This window comes from Rathayibacter tritici, assembly GCF_002932875.1.
GTDB lineage: Bacteria > Actinomycetota > Actinomycetes > Actinomycetales > Microbacteriaceae > Rathayibacter > Rathayibacter tritici.
Genome location: NZ_PSWS01000021.1, coordinates 1 through 13,489, shown reverse-complemented (window position 1 = coordinate 13,489; position 13,489 = coordinate 1). Strand labels below are relative to the sequence as shown.

Here is a 13,489-nt window from a genome sequence, read left to right as displayed (position 1 = left end):
GGAGGGGGGAGGGGGAGGGGCGCACGATTCGACCAGTTGAAAGAGAGAAGAGACTATGTTCCGTTACTACGGGGTCGCGCTGCGCGCGATGATCGTGCTCACCGTGCTGCTGGGAGCGGCGTACCCGCTCGCGGTGCTCGGGATCGGGCAGCTCGCCCTGCCCGCCCAGGCGAACGGCTCGTTGCTGCGCCAGGACGGGGCCGTGATCGGCTCGTCGCTGATCGGCCAGTCGTTCACCGACGCCGACGGAGCAGCGCTGCCGGAGTGGTTCCAGTCGCGCCCGTCCGCCGCGGGTTACGACGCGGGCGCGTCGACCGGTAGCAACCTCGGGCCGGAGAACGCCGACCTCGTCGCCTCTGTCCAGGAGCGACGGGCCGCGATCGCCGCGTTCGAGGGCGTCGACCCGGCCGCGGTGCCGGCCGACGCGCTCACCGCCTCCGCCTCGGGCCTGGATCCGGCGATCAGCCCCGACTCCGCGCTGCTCCAGGTACCGCGGGTCGCCGCCGCCCGCGGACTCGACGAGGACGCCGTGCGCGCGCTGGTCGAGGAGCACACCGCGGGCCGCGAGCTCGGCTACCTCGGCGAGCCGACCGTGGACGTGCTCGAGCTCAACGCCGCCCTCGCGCGGCTGTGACGCCTCCGGTGGCACCTCCGGCTCGTAGAATCGCGTTCGGCTCGTCGGGAACGCCCGATCGAGCGAGCCGACGCCGATCCGGCGAGCCCGAGGTGTCCCGGAGCTGCGAGCACGAGGGGAGGCCGGGACCATGACGAAGGGCCGCCTGCGCGTGCTGCTCGGAGCCGCGCCCGGAGTGGGCAAGACCTACACGATGCTCGAGGAGGGTCGCCGGCTGTCCGCCGAGGGGCGCGACGTCGTGGTGGCCATCGTCGAGACGCACGGCCGCTCCGCCACCGCCGCGATGGTCGAGGGGCTCGAGGTCGTGCCGAGGCGGCCCGTCGATCACCGCGGCGTGCTGCTCGACGAGATGGACCTCGACGCGGTGCTCGCCCGCCGCCCCGAGGTGGCGCTGGTCGACGAGCTCGCGCACACCAACGCGCCCGGCTCCCCGCACGAGAAGCGCTGGGAGGATGTCCGCGCGCTCCTCGACGCCGGCATCACCGTCTTCTCCACCGTCAACATCCAGCACATCGAGTCGCTCAATGACGTCGTGCACGCGATCACCGGAGCGCCGCAGCGCGAGACCATCCCGGACGCGGTCCTCCGAGCCGCCGACCAGATCGAGGTTGTCGACCTGGCGCCCCAGGCACTGCGCGACCGTCTCGCCGACGGCCGGGTCTACCCGCCCGAGCGCATCGACGCCGCGCTCTCCAACTACTTCCGGCTCGGCAACCTCACCGCCCTGCGCGAGCTCGCGCTGCTCTGGCTCGCCGACGAGGTCGACAACGCCCTCCGCGACTACCGCGTCGAGCACGGCATCGACAGCACCTGGGAGGCGCGGGAGCGCGTTGTCGTGACCCTGACCGGCGGGCCGGAGGGCGAGACCCTGCTGCGGCGCGGCGCACGGATCGCGGCCCGCGCCTCCGGAGGCGACCTGCTCGCCGTGCACGTGGTGACCCCCGACGGCCTGCGCACCCCGCGGCCGCATGTGCTGGAGGCGCAGCGCGCGCTGGTCGAGAAGCTCGGCGGCAGCTACCACCAGGTGGTCGGCGAGGACGTGCCCCGCACGCTGGTCGACTTCGCCCGCTCGGTCAACGCGACACAGCTGGTGATCGGCGTCAGTAGGCGCAGCCGACTGGCCTCGGCGCTCACCCCCGGGACCGCGTCCACGGTGATCCGCGAATCCGGCAACATCGACGTGCACATCGTCAGCCACTCCGCCGCCGGGCGCACCGCGGTGCTGCCCAGGCTCGACGGGGCGCTGACGCTGCGGCGCCGCATCCTGGGCCTGGCTCTCGCCCTGGTGGGCGGGCCGTTGGTGACCTGGCTGCTGTCGAGCCTGCGCAGCGACGAATCGATCACGAGTGACGTGCTCTCGTACCAGCTGCTGGTGGTGGTGGTCGCGCTGGTCGGCGGGCTCTGGCCGGCGCTCTTCGCGGCCGTGCTCTCGGGGCTCACCCTCGACTTCTTCTTCGTGGATCCGCTCTACACGATCACCGTGGACGAGCCGCTGCATGCGCTGGCGCTCGTGCTCTACGTGCTGAACGCGGCGCTGGTCAGTGCCGTGGTCGACCGCGCGGCGCGGCGGGCGCGGGCGGCGAAGCGCTCCGGAGCGGAGTCGGAGCTGCTCGCGACGATCGCGGGAGGGGTCATCCGCGGCCAGGGTGCGCTGCAGGCGATCCTCGCACGATCCCGCGAGGCGTTCGGGCTGACCGGGGTGCGGCTGGTGCGCGACGGCGAGGTCGTCGCCGCGGACGGCGAGCCGCAGCCGGACGGCGACCCCGCGCGGATCGCGGTCGGTGAGGGCGCGGTGCTCGAGCTGCACGGCCGGGAGCTGGAGGGGAGCGAGCGGCGGCTGCTCCAGGTGGTCGCGGCGCAGCTGGACTCGGTCCTCGAGAACGCGGCGCTCAGCGAGACGGCCAGCTCCCTCGCTCCGCTCGCCGAGACCGACCGGGTGCGCAGCGCCCTCCTCTCGGCGGTCAGCCACGACCTGCGCCGGCCGCTCGCGGCGGCCACCGCGGCGGTCAGCGGGCTGCGCTCGCCCGAGGTGGTCTGGAGTGAGCGCGACCGCGAGGAGCTGCTCGCGACGGCCGACGAGAGTCTCACCGTGCTCGCCGCCCTGGTCACCGACCTGCTCGACGTGACGCGGCTGGAGGCGGGGGCGCTCGCCGTGGCGCTCGCTCCGCTCGACGCCGCCGACGTAGTGCTCCCGGCGCTCGACGAGCTCGGGCTCGGCCCCGGCGAGGTCGACCTCGACCTCGACCCGGAGGGACCGGCGCTGCTCGCCGACGCCGTCCTGCTGCAGCGGGTAGTGGTCAATCTGCTCGCGAACGCCGTCCGCTACGCGCCGCCCGGCACGTGGGTGCGGGTGGCGGCCAGTGCCTTCGGCGGGAGCGCGCAGCTGCGGATCGTCGACCACGGCCCCGGGGTGCCCGAGGAGCGCCGCGCCGAAATCTTCGTACCGTTCCAGCGACTCGGCGACGACGACAACCTCACCGGGCTGGGCCTGGGCCTCGCTCTGTCGAAGGGGTTCACGGAGGGGATGGGCGGCACGCTCGAGACGGAGGACACTCCGGGGGGCGGGCTGACGATGGTGGTGACGCTGCCGCTGGCGCCGCCTCCCGAGACCGGCGAGGCCGCAGCACCGCACGAGGACTCCGGAGGAGCCGCATGAAGATCCTGATCGCCGACGACGACCCGCAGATCCTGCGCGCCCTACGCATCACGCTCACGGCTCGCGGCTACGACGTGGTGACGGCCGGTGACGGCACGGAGGCGATCAACCGCGCGGTGGACGAGCATCCGGACCTCTACATGATCGACCTCGGCATGCCGCGGCTTGACGGGGTCGAGGTCATCCACGGGCTGCGCGGCTGGACGAGCGCGCCGATCCTGGTCGTCTCGGGGCGCACGGGCGCGGCGGACAAGGTGGGTGCGCTCGACGCGGGCGCCGACGACTACGTCACCAAGCCGTTCTCGATGGACGAGGTGCTCGCGCGCATCCGGGCCCTGTCGCGGCGGGTGCAGCCGGCCGACGGCGAGCCGCTGGTCGTGATCGGCGAGGTGACTGTGGACCTGGTGGCCAAGAGCGCGACGCGCGACGGCGCATCCGTGCGGCTCACGCCGACGGAGTGGCAGGTGCTCGAGATCCTGATTCGCAACGCGGGCAAGCTGGTCACCCGTCGCTCGCTGCTGGCCGAGATCTGGGGCCCGGCGCACGTCACGGACACCGGTTACCTGCGCCTCTACCTCGCTCAGCTGCGCAAGAAGCTCGAGCCCGACCCCGCGCATCCGCGCTACCTGCTCACCGAGGCCGGGATGGGCTACCGGTTCGTGCCGGGAGACTGACCCGAGTGGAACCAGGGCGCGACGGCGGGCGCGACGGCCGACCTTTCCACCCGGCCGTTCGGGAGCCTCCGTGCCGCCTCCGCTCCGCTGCCCGGAGGACAATGGAGGGACCCCAGCGAAGGAGACCACCGTGGACCAGCCGCGCATGAACGTCGAATCGTTCAACCTCGACCACCGCACCGTCGCCGCACCGTACGTGCGCCTCGCCGACGCGAAGACGCTGCCGGGAGGCGACCACCTCGTCAAGTACGACGTGCGCTTCACCCAGCCCAATCGCGCCCACCTCGAGATGCCGACCGTGCACTCGCTCGAGCACCTGTTCGCCGAGAAGTCCCGCAACCACTCCGACCGCGTGATCGACTTCTCGCCGATGGGCTGCCAGACCGGCTTCTACCTGATCCTCTCGGGCGAGCCCGAGTTCGCCGACGTCCTCGGCCTGGTGGAGGCGACCTTGACGGACATCACCGAGGCCGACGAGGTGCCGGCGGCCAACGAGACCCAGTGCGGCTGGGGTGCCCACCACTCGCTCGAGGGGGCGCAGGAGGCGGCGCGGACGTTCCTCGCGCACCGCTCGGAGTGGGAGACGGTCACCGCGTGAGTGCGGCGATCGTCCTGGTCGCGATGGACGAAGAGGCGGAGCCGTTCCTCGCGGCGGCGAGCAGCGCCTCCGAGCCCCGGGCTGTCGGCAACGCTCTGTACTGGGAACTCGAGCTGGAGTGCCGCGCGGTGGTGCTCGTGCGCACCGGGATCGGCCTGGTCAACGCCGCCGGCGGGCTCACCGCGGCGATCCTCGCGCAGACCGGTGACCGGCCGCTCGTCGTGAGCGCGGGGACAGCCGGCGGGCTGGGCGTCGACGTCCGCGTGGGCGAGGTCGTGATCGGCACCGAGTACGTGCACACCGATGCCGACGCGCGCGCGTTCGGCTACTCCCTCGGCCAGGTGCCGGGGATGCCCGCCCGGTATTCCGGGCACGCTCCGGCGCTCGCCGCCGACCTGGCGCTGCCCGACGGCCGGGCGGTGCGGCGCGGCCTGATCGTCTCGAGCGACACCTTCGTCGCGAGCTCCCACGTCGACCGAGTGCGGAGCGACTTCCCCGGCGCGCTCGCCACCGACATGGAATCGGTGGCACTCGCGCAGACCGCGCACGTGCACGGCCTACCGTTCGTTTCGGTCCGCGGTGTGTCGGACCTCTGTGCACCCGGCGAATTCCAGGCCCATGTCGACGACGCGGCCGACCGATCCGCGGCCGTGGTGCGGGCGCTCCTGCGCGAACTGGTCTGACGTCGGGCGGCCCTCCGCGACAGCACGGGAGGGCCGCCCGGGGGATCAGTCGTTGCCGACCTGCTGGTCGCCGGCGTCCTGGGCCTTATCGATCTGACCGGCGAACTTGCCTCCGGTCGCCGAGTCGGCGGCGTCACCCGCCTTATCGAGGCCCGTGTCCGTCAGCTCCTCGCCCTTGTCGCTGTTCGCGGCGTTCTTCGCCTTGTCCGCGAGTCCTCCGAGATCCACCATGCAACCGTTCCCTCCGTCGCTGAACGCCCGCCGATCGGCGGACACGGCCAGTCTCCGCCGCTCCGGGAGGCTCCGCGCGGGGGTTGCGGTGCGCCGTCGCCGCGAGGACGATGCGCGGCGGTGAGCGCCGTCGCGGGGAGTTCGGGCTCGCGCTGGCCGCAGGCATTCCTGGACCCCATCGGGGCGGGGCATCTGCGGTTCTCCGGGACGTGCCCGACGGATCTGTTCACAACGAAGGAAGGATGCCGTCTAGCGGGCCGGAAGCCGCACGAACAGGGCTGCTCGGATGAATCCTTCCTGCGTTGTGAACACGACCCGGCGGAGTCGCTGGTCAACGGCTCGTGGATCATCGGGGTGGAGTCGAAGGGGCAGGCGCGGGTGGGCGCTCCCACCGGTGGCCGGCAGTCGCCTCGAGGTGCGCCGAATCACAGACGAGAGCGGCTTCGTGGAGTCCGGTGGCGTCCGAGCGCGGCCCAGCGGCTCAGGCCTCGGCGACGACTCCCGCCTCGACGTGCCAGTGGCGCGTCAGCTGGACCGTCTCGAGCATCCGCCGGTCGTGGGTGACCAGCAGGAGGGTGCCCTCGTAGGCCTCGAGCGCCTCCTCCAGCTGCTCGATGGCGGCGAGGTCGAGGTGGTTGGTCGGCTCGTCGAGCACCAGGAGGTTCGTGCCGCGGGCCTGAAGGAGCGCGAGTGCCGCGCGGGTGCGCTCGCCCGGCGAGAGCTCGCCGACGCGCCGCCCGACGTGGTCGGCCTTCAGAGCGAACTTCGCCAGCAGCGTGCGGACCTCGGCGGTCGGCCACTCGGGCACCAGCGCCTCGAACGCGTCGGCGAGTGGCAGCTCGGCGGGGAGCATCCCGCGGGCCTGGTCGATCTCGCCGATCGCGACGCTCGCGCCAACCGACGCCATGCCCTCCTCCGGCTCGGCGCGGCCCAGCAGCAGCGAGAGCAGCGTCGACTTGCCCGCGCCGTTAGGTCCGGTGATCCCGATCCGATCGCCCGCGTCGACCTGGAGCGACACCGGCCCGAGCGTGAACGTGCCGCGCCGGGCGACCGCGCCGCTGAGCGTCGAGACCACCGAACTCGAACGCGGCGCGCTGCCGATCGTGAAGGCGAGCTGCCACTCCTTGCGCGGCTCCTCGACCTCCTCCAGCCGCGCGATCCGGCTCTCCATCTGGCGCACCTTCTGCGCCTGCTTCTCGCTCGACTCGGCCGAGGCCTTGCGCCGGATCTTGTCGTTGTCCGGGGCTTTCTTCATCGCGTTCCGCACGCCCTGGCTCGACCACTCCCGCTGGGTGCGGGCGCGCGAGACCAGGTCGGCCTTCTGGTCGGCGAAGTCCTCGTACTTCTCGCGGCGCTGGCGGCGCGCGGTCTCGCGCTCCTCCAGGAACGCGTCGTAGCCGCCTCCGTACACCCGGTTCGTGCCCTGCGCGAGGTCGAGTTCGAGCACGCGGGTGACGCTGCGGGCGAGGAACTCGCGGTCGTGGCTGACCAGCACGGCACCGCCGCGGAGCCCGCGGACGAAGGCCTCGAGGCGCTCCAGGCCGTCGAGGTCGAGGTCATTGGTCGGCTCGTCGAGCAGCACGATGTCGAAGCGCGAGAGCAGCAGGGCTGCGAGGCCTACCCGTGCCGCCTGCCCGCCCGAGAGAGAGGTCATCGCGGAGGAGGAGGCCGCGGCTCCCAGCGTCAGCCCCAGCTCGGCGAGGACCACCGGGGTGCGCTCGTCGAGGTCGGCCGCGCCGCTCGCGAGCCAGCGGTCGAGGGCGAGGGCGTAGCGGTCGGCGATCGAGCCGTCGGGGTCGGGGTCCGCGAGGGCTGAGGCGGCGGCGTCGAGCTCGACCGAGGCCTCGGCGCAGCCGGTGCGGCGGGCGATGTACCCGGCAACGGTCTCGCCTTCGCGGCGTTCGTGCTCCTGCGGCAGCCAGCCGACGAAGGCGTCACCCGGCGAGAGCACGACGGACCCCTCGAGCGGAGCGGTCTCTCCGGCGAGGATGCGCAGCAACGTTGACTTCCCGGCGCCGTTCGCTCCCACCACGCCGACCACGTCTCCGGGGGCGACCGTGAGGTCGAGTCCGTCGAACAGGGTGCGGTGCGCATAGCCTCCGGAGAGGCCCTTAGCGACGAGGGTGGCGGTCACCGCTCCAGCGTAGGTGCGGTGGCTTGGCTAGACGCTCTGATGACAAGCCGGTCTAGTCTGTCCAGATGAGCGACAGGATGTCCGGATGAGCGACATGGGCCTGCGCAACGGCGCCGGGTACTGGTACCCCGACGAGTCATCCACGCGACGCGCGGTCGAGGTGCTGAGTGCCCTGCGCACCTATCGCGTGTCCGAGGTCTCGATGCGCCGTCGCACCCGCGAGCGGATGGCGATGGGCGAGACGGATCTGATGGCGATCCAGTACCTGCTCCGCCAGCAGCGCACGGGCGAGATCGTCACCGGCAAAGATCTGGCGTCGCACCTCTCCATCTCCTCCGCCTCGACGACGGTCCTGATCGACCGCCTCGTCCGCAGCGGCCACCTCGTGCGCAAGCCCCACCCGACCGACCGCCGGGGGATCGTCGTGGAGGCCACTGTCGACAGCGACCAGGAGGTCCGCGCGACGCTGCAGGAGATGCACCGTCGGATGCTCGAGATCGCTGAGGACCTGGATGCGCCCGAGGCCGAGATCGTCGTCAACTTCCTGCGCCGGATGAGTGCGGCCGTCGATGAGATCGACGGTGAGCACGGGGTGCCCGCGGAGCACAAGGGTCACCCTACGGACGCGATCGAGGCTCCGTAACCCTCCTCAGCAAAATAGCTAGATTGACTAGTAATCGACGTAGTGCCTCTAGTCTGGCGACATGGGTCAATTCCTCTACGGCACTCCTCCCGCCGTCATCGAGATCGAGGACCGGACCCTTGCCCACCTCCAGATTGTGATCTACGCCAAGTTCCGCCGCGACGAGCGCTTCAGCCTCACGCTCGACTCCATGCCCGAGGGCGCGCGTGGTCGCCACTCCTTCTGGATGAACCCCAACATCGCCCTGCAGTTCCACTTCGCGGGGAGTCGCCAGCCGACGATCAACCCCACCTGGGTCGAGCTGCTGATGGATGCCGCGAACAGCGGAGGCGGGCTGCGCCTGCTCACCGAGCCGCCCTCCTGACGTCGATCCGCGCCATCATGCCGCGGTGCTTCGGCTCACGCGTCTCCTAGGGTGGAGCGGGCGCCGCGGGCGCACGGAGGGTGGAGACATGCGCAGGTCGGTCAGTGGAGCGGCGGCTCTCGTCGCGATCCTTGCGCTCGCGGGCTGCACGGCGCCGGCGCCCGCACCCACCGTCACGGTCACCGTATTCGCCACAGCGTCGCCGGATCCGTCGCCGGATCCCACGGTCACTGCCGCGCTCCCGCAGTCGACCGCCACCGTCTACGCCCCGGTCCCCGAGGTGACGGTCACGTTCACGCCGAACGCGACGCCGGATATCCCCGAGAAGGCCTTCGCCGTCGACAACGGCGCGATCACCGGAGCGAACGGTGCACCGACACTCGGCGCCGCGGGCGACATCGTCAGCTACACGGTCGTGCAGGGCGACACCTTCTTCGACATCGCCCAGCGCTTCGCGATCCCGGTGCAGCAGCTCCTCCGGATGAACCCGACGATCTCCGGGGCGGGCGAAGCCGTCTACATCAACGCGGTGATCAACCTCGACGCGAACACGCTGGGCTGAGGCCGGAGGGAGGAGCAAGGGCAGGGCTGCCCGGCCGAGTCCGAGGCGGACCCGACGACGACGTCGGCGCGAGGAGGACCTTCGCGACGACTGCGACTGCTACGACTTCGGGAGGACGTGGAACGCCAGGCCGAGTGAGGCCGAAATCATCAGGATGCCGCCGAAGAAGAGGAACCCGGCGATATCGGGCAGCAGGAACGAGTTGCCGAGGACGAGGATCCCGCCGAGGAACAGCACGAACGAGAGGACGACGCCCAAACCAGTCATGCTCTCATCGTACGCAGGTCACGGGAGTAGGAGGTCCGCGAGCTCCTCGGCGCCGGAGACCAGCGCGATCGTACCGACCGCTTCGAGCGGCGATCCGTACCCCCACTCGACCATGATCGTAGGCACGCCGTGAGCAGCGGCGCCCTGCACGTCGTGCTCGCGATCGCCGACCATGACCGGCACCGAGAGGTCGACACCCAGCTCGCGGAGCCGGCGCAGAGCCTCCTCGACGACGTCGGCCTTGGCGCTGCGCACCTCGTCCTCGGAGGCGCCGCAGATCACCGTGAAGTACTGCGCCAGCCCGTAGTGCTCGAGGATGCGGGTGGCCGCCGACTCCGGCTTGGAGGTCGCGAGCGAGAGTGGAACACCGGCCTCGGCGATGCGCGCCAGTACGTCGGGCAGTCCGGGGTAGACGGAGGAGTCGAACAGGCCGCCCGCGTTGTAGTGGCGCCGATACACCGCCAGCGCGGCCTGCGCCTCCTCGACGCTCATCCCGCCCAGCTCGCGGAAGGCGTCGAGCAGCGGCGGGCCGACGTAGGCCAGCAGCTCGGCCGGGGCGGGCACCGGACGGCCGAGTTCGACGAAGGTCTCGACGAGGGTGGCGGTGATCCCGGGGGCGGAGTCGGTGATCGTGCCGTCGAGGTCGAACAGGATGCAGGACCAGGTGCCGGCCCGCGTGTGGAGGCCGGTAGCGGCGAGGGTCGTGTCGAACATGGCGGGCTCCTGACGTCGGAGGACGGGGTGACGACGGCGCTGCCCGCCGGGGGCCATACTCTACGGCCGTTCGGCGTCGAGAGCCCGTTCGACGAACGATCGGGCGACGACCTGAGCGATCGAACCGGGGTCGAGCTGCACCGCGACGAAGTCGGCGGTGCGGATCAGCGCGAAGGCCTCGTGCCCGGGGAGTACCACCATCTGCACCCGCGGATGCTGCTGCCGGGGGATCGCGGTACGCACCTCGTCGGTGGAAGTGAACAGCGGCAGCACCTGCTCCCCCGTGGTGGTCGCGACCGTGCGGACGTGGGGGACTCCGCCCGGCGGTGAGCCGGTCACGTCGACCACGAGCGAGCCGTCCAGGCAGGCGTCGAGCAGTCGGTCAACGGCCTCGGCGGTCGGAGCGGCGACCAGCGCCTCCAGCGCCTCGCGCGCCGCCGCATTGCGGTACGGGCCCGGTTGCGCAGAACGTGCAGGGGGTCCGCCTCGTCGTGCCATGACTCCACGCTAACGAAGACTCGGGCGGGATCGGAATCGCCGGGACCGGGCTCCGGAATCGTCGTGATCGGCTCCCGGAATCGTCGTGATCGCTGTCCGGAATCGGACCCCGCCCGGCCGGACACTGTGTCCTTTATTCGACGGCTGGCGGCGAACTCGCGGATTCGGGCGCGATTGACCGTACTTATCCTGTACATTTCCCTCGACCTGGCGCGAGAATGCGACGACTGGCGCTCGGGTTCCCGCACTCCCTTGTGAAAGGGGGTAACGTATCTTCCGGTCCGGGTCGAGACAGTCCGGTCCCGCGAACTCCAGGAGGAAAAGTGGCCCAGAAGATCACGCTTGTCGACGATATCGACGGAACCCCTATCGATTCCGGTGACGGAGGTACCGTCCGCTTCAGCATCGAGGGCGCCAACTACGAGATCGATCTCGGCGCCAACAACATCACTCAGCTCAACTCGGCCCTCGAGAAGTTCGTCTCGAACGCCCGCCGAGTCGGCTCGCGTCCCGCCGCCGCCACGAGCGTCGCTTCCGCTTCCAAGAGCGACCCCAAGCAGCTCAAGGCCATTCGCGAGTGGGCCAACGCCAACGGTCACCCCGTGTCCGACCGCGGACGCATCCCGTCCGAGGTGCAGGCCGCTTACCAGGCCGCCCACAAGTAGAACGTCTCCGGGCCGACGGTCCGGCGAGACGAAGGCCCCCGGAATGGGATCATTCCGGGGGCCTTCGTCGTGCTGTCGGACGGGCCCCTCAGAACAGGCGCGTATGCGAATCGTCTGTGCCGCGCATCGCCTCGTAGTCGAGCACCATGCAGCGGATTCCGCGGTCCTCGGCGAGCGTGCGCGCCTGCGGCTTGATCTCCTGTGCGGCGAAGACTCCCGTCACTGGGAAGAGGTGCGGATCGCGATTCATCAGCTCGAGATAGCGGGTGAGCTGCTCCACTCCGTCGATCTCGCCCCGCCGCTTGATCTCGACGGCAACAGCGGCTCCTGCGGAGTCGCGGGCGAGGATGTCCACCGGGCCGATCGCGGTCATGTACTCGCGCCGCACGAGAGTGTGCCCCTCTCCGAGGAGCCCGATCTGCTCGGCGAGAAGGCGCTGGAGATGCGCCTCTACTCCGTCCTTCACGAGTCCCGGATCGATGCCGAGTTCGTGTGCCGAATCATGGAGCACCTCGTGGATCGAGACAACGAGGGCGTCGCCGGTTTTCCGATGCGCGACAGTCCACTGCTGAATCACTCCCGAGGCGCGGGCGTCGTCGTCGGGCTCGCCCGTGATCAACGTGCAGGGCGGGCTCATCCAGTTCAGCGGCTTGTAGGATCCGCCGTCCGAGTGGATGAGGACGCTCCCGTCGGCCTTGACCAGGAGGAGGCGGGTGGCGAGCGGGAGATGGGCGCTGAGACGGCCGGTGTAATCGACGGAGCAGCGCGCGATGACAAGACGCACCCGTCGAGGATAGACGGCACGGCTTCCGGGGTGCTCCGGCCTGGGGCTGGTCCGGCCTCGAGGGAGGTGCGGTGGAATCGGGGCCCGGGCGGGGCCGTGCCTACGGCGTCGCGGCAGGCGGTCTGCGGCGACCGAGCGGAGGCGCCGGGGGCGGCGCGGAGAGCGAGGCGCGCAGGGCGACGGCGAACTCGGCCGGCGTCTGGTCCCACGGATAGTGACCGCTCGATTCGATGACGGCGAGGCTCGCCCGCGGCAGGAGCGCGGTGAGGGCTGCCAGAGCGGCGACCTCCGTCACCGGGTCGTCCTCACCGCCGAGGATCACCGCTGGGCAGTCGACGCGCCGCAAGGAGTCGCCGATTGCTGCTGCCGCGTCGGAAGGCGCAGGGGCGGCCGCTTCGCTGCGGAGATCCGGCGCGCGGTCGTCGATCCCGAGCCAGGCGGTGCCGGGGGCGATCAGGAGGAGGTGGGCGACCCGTTCCGGTGCCTCGGCAGCGGCGAGCAGAGCGGCCCGGCAGCCCGAGTCGTGGGCGGCCAGATCAAGGTCGTCGACGCCGAGGTGGCGGCGCAGGTCCTCGACGTCGGCGGCCGTGGTGGCGTCGGGAGCGGCGGGAAGCGCCCCGGAGTCGCCCACTCCGCGCGGGTGCAGCACGAGGACTCGGCGCGTGCAGGCGATCGAGGCGAACGAGCCGAGGTAGGAGGGGTGGCGGTCGTGCTCCCCGGGGATCACCACGAATGGCCGGCCCTGGCCCGCTCCGTGCTCGTCCACGTGGAGCAGGGCGCCGTCGCGCGCTCGGTACCGCATCCGCTCTCCCTTCGCCGCCGTGCTGCGAAGCCTAGGCGCGCGCCCCTCGCCGCGCCCCGTCCGATTCGCAGGCCCCCGTGCGATGTGCAGGCCCCCGTGCGATTCGCAGGGGATCTCGACCGCGGGAAGCGAATTATGCGGAGGCAAACGATCTCTGGTGCGGATCCCCTGCATATCGCACGTGAAGGCCAGGTGGGGAGGCGGTGAGAGGAGCGACTGCGGGTGTGCGGAGTAGGCCCCACCAGCACGATCAGGGCCGGCGCCAGGGAGAAGCCCTGGTCCGATTCGCAGGTCCCAGTGCGATCAGCAGGTCCTGGTCCGATTCGCAGGTCCTGGTCCGATTCGCAGGTCCCGGTCCGATGCGCAGGGGAGGGCGTGATCAGCAGGGGAGGGTACCCGCGGGGGAGAGTGCGATGTGCAGGGGAACGGTGTGATGTGCAGGGGATCTCGACCGCGGGAAGCGGATTATGCGGAGGAGAGCGATCTCTGGTGCGGATCCCCTGCACATCGCACGTGGGACAGGGAGGAGCGGGAGGAGCGGGAGGGGGGCGGGAGGGGAGCGGGAGGGAGGTGGAGGGGG

The 13,489-nt window shown here is 71.2% G+C and carries 16 protein-coding genes; 9 read left to right on the top strand and 7 right to left on the bottom strand.

The window, feature by feature from the left end; all coding sequences use genetic code 11:
- Nucleotides 1-55 precede the first annotated feature (55 nt).
- From kdpC to mtnN, 5 genes are all read left to right on the top strand, one after another.
- Nucleotides 56-634: a potassium-transporting ATPase subunit KdpC gene (gene kdpC, locus C5D07_RS03095; protein ID WP_068250119.1), complete on the top strand. Its 579-nt coding sequence runs from the start codon at nucleotides 56-58 to the stop codon at nucleotides 632-634.
- 130 nt (nucleotides 635-764) lie between these two features.
- A complete protein-coding gene (locus tag C5D07_RS03090; RefSeq protein WP_104258653.1) occupies nucleotides 765-3,290 on the top strand; it encodes a sensor histidine kinase in 2,526 nt (841 codons plus the stop codon).
- Nucleotides 3,287-3,964 carry a response regulator gene (locus C5D07_RS03085; protein WP_068250123.1) on the top strand — a complete coding sequence of 226 codons (678 nt, stop codon included), beginning with the start codon at nucleotides 3,287-3,289 and terminating at the stop codon, nucleotides 3,962-3,964. Before C5D07_RS03090 ends, C5D07_RS03085 begins: the two co-directional genes overlap by 4 nt.
- Before the next feature lie 145 nt (nucleotides 3,965-4,109).
- A complete protein-coding gene (locus C5D07_RS03080) occupies nucleotides 4,110-4,562 on the top strand; it encodes an S-ribosylhomocysteine lyase (RefSeq protein WP_068256761.1) in 453 nt (150 codons plus the stop codon).
- Nucleotides 4,559-5,245, top strand: coding sequence for a 5'-methylthioadenosine/S-adenosylhomocysteine nucleosidase (mtnN, locus tag C5D07_RS03075; protein ID WP_068256764.1), 687 nt, complete (start codon nucleotides 4,559-4,561; stop codon nucleotides 5,243-5,245). Before C5D07_RS03080 ends, mtnN begins: the two co-directional genes overlap by 4 nt.
- Nucleotides 5,246-5,290: 45 nt before the next feature.
- Here the strand turns inward: mtnN and C5D07_RS03070 are convergent, their stop codons facing one another.
- Together C5D07_RS03070 and C5D07_RS03065 are read right to left on the bottom strand one after the other, a co-directional pair.
- On the bottom strand, nucleotides 5,291-5,476 hold the full coding sequence (locus C5D07_RS03070) for an antitoxin (RefSeq protein WP_084415687.1): 186 nt from the start codon (nucleotides 5,474-5,476) through the stop codon (nucleotides 5,291-5,293).
- A 481-nt stretch (nucleotides 5,477-5,957) separates the two neighbouring features.
- Nucleotides 5,958-7,610: an ABC-F family ATP-binding cassette domain-containing protein gene (locus C5D07_RS03065; RefSeq protein WP_068250127.1), complete on the bottom strand. Its 1,653-nt coding sequence runs from the start codon at nucleotides 7,608-7,610 to the stop codon at nucleotides 5,958-5,960.
- Nucleotides 7,611-7,695: 85 nt separating this feature from the next.
- Here C5D07_RS03065 and C5D07_RS03060 point away from each other — a divergent pair, with 85 nt between their 5' ends.
- From C5D07_RS03060 to C5D07_RS03050, 3 genes are all read left to right on the top strand, one after another.
- Nucleotides 7,696-8,253: a MarR family winged helix-turn-helix transcriptional regulator gene (locus C5D07_RS03060; RefSeq protein ID WP_104258652.1), complete on the top strand. Its 558-nt coding sequence runs from the start codon at nucleotides 7,696-7,698 to the stop codon at nucleotides 8,251-8,253.
- A gap of 61 nt (nucleotides 8,254-8,314) precedes the next feature.
- Nucleotides 8,315-8,617, top strand: coding sequence for a DUF7882 family protein (locus C5D07_RS03055; protein ID WP_068250131.1), 303 nt, complete (start codon nucleotides 8,315-8,317; stop codon nucleotides 8,615-8,617).
- Between the two features lie 88 nt (nucleotides 8,618-8,705).
- A complete protein-coding gene (locus C5D07_RS03050) occupies nucleotides 8,706-9,179 on the top strand; it encodes a LysM peptidoglycan-binding domain-containing protein (protein WP_068250134.1) in 474 nt (157 codons plus the stop codon).
- A 99-nt stretch (nucleotides 9,180-9,278) separates the two neighbouring features.
- On the opposite strand, the gene C5D07_RS15635 is transcribed toward C5D07_RS03050, so the two are convergent.
- Genes C5D07_RS15635 through C5D07_RS03040 form a run of 3 tightly spaced genes read right to left on the bottom strand, consistent with a single transcriptional unit; the run spans nucleotide 9,279 to nucleotide 10,658 of the window.
- Entirely contained in the window at nucleotides 9,279-9,446 is a 168-nt protein-coding gene (locus tag C5D07_RS15635; protein ID WP_157593766.1) for a hypothetical protein, read from the bottom strand.
- A gap of 18 nt (nucleotides 9,447-9,464) precedes the next feature.
- Nucleotides 9,465-10,160 (bottom strand): HAD hydrolase-like protein, encoded by a 696-nt coding sequence (locus tag C5D07_RS03045; protein ID WP_068250137.1) that lies wholly within the window; start codon nucleotides 10,158-10,160, stop codon nucleotides 9,465-9,467.
- Nucleotides 10,161-10,220: 60 nt separating this feature from the next.
- Complete coding sequence (locus tag C5D07_RS03040) at nucleotides 10,221-10,658, bottom strand: SseB family protein (protein WP_084415689.1); 438 nt, start codon at nucleotides 10,656-10,658, stop codon at nucleotides 10,221-10,223.
- 323 nt (nucleotides 10,659-10,981) lie between these two features.
- Between C5D07_RS03040 and C5D07_RS03035 the strand changes: the two genes are divergently transcribed.
- Entirely contained in the window at nucleotides 10,982-11,323 is a 342-nt protein-coding gene (locus C5D07_RS03035) for a histone-like nucleoid-structuring protein Lsr2 (RefSeq protein ID WP_068250140.1), read from the top strand.
- Between the two features lie 88 nt (nucleotides 11,324-11,411).
- On the opposite strand, the gene nucS is transcribed toward C5D07_RS03035, so the two are convergent.
- Complete coding sequence (gene nucS, locus C5D07_RS03030; protein WP_068250143.1) at nucleotides 11,412-12,107, bottom strand: endonuclease NucS; 696 nt, start codon at nucleotides 12,105-12,107, stop codon at nucleotides 11,412-11,414.
- 100 nt (nucleotides 12,108-12,207) lie between these two features.
- Nucleotides 12,208-12,909 carry an alpha/beta fold hydrolase gene (locus C5D07_RS03025; protein ID WP_068250145.1) on the bottom strand — a complete coding sequence of 234 codons (702 nt, stop codon included), beginning with the start codon at nucleotides 12,907-12,909 and terminating at the stop codon, nucleotides 12,208-12,210.
- Between the last annotated feature and the right edge of the window lie 580 nt (nucleotides 12,910-13,489).